Origin of the sequence: Acinetobacter sp. 12966, from assembly GCF_031196995.1 — a bacterium.
Lineage (GTDB): Bacteria > Pseudomonadota > Gammaproteobacteria > Pseudomonadales > Moraxellaceae > Acinetobacter > Acinetobacter geminorum.
In genome coordinates this window covers 1-343 of record NZ_JAVIMC010000012.1, presented here as the reverse complement: position 1 = coordinate 343, position 343 = coordinate 1, and the positions used below count along the sequence as shown (strand labels likewise).

At 51.3% G+C, this 343-nt stretch carries 1 protein-coding gene; it reads right to left on the bottom strand.

What is annotated here, in order from left to right:
- Nucleotides 1-343: Ig-like domain-containing protein (locus RFW85_RS02960; RefSeq protein ID WP_309171113.1), on the bottom strand; the 343-nt coding region annotated here is incomplete at both ends.

The window sequence follows — 343 nt, the reverse complement described above, 5'->3', positions numbered from 1 at the left end:
TCAACACCATCCACATTGACAACTACAGTGGCTGTCGGATCATTGACTGTACCGGTTAACGCAGGTGTGCTGTCGTTGGTGAGTACATCATCCAGTGCGACTGTCGGCGCAACTGCATCAACCACTGCTGTTGCCGGGCCTGAGGTATTGCCCGCAGGATCTTCTGTTACTGCTGTTACCGTATCACCATCATTTAAGCCTGGGTTTGGCACAGTCCAAGTACCATCCGGTCCTGCTACAACACTTGCCGTACTACCATCTGGATAAGTCACAGTCACTGTTGAACCAGGTTCTGCTGTACCTGTAATTGGATCTGTCCCGTTAACCGGGTCAATCACTGGTG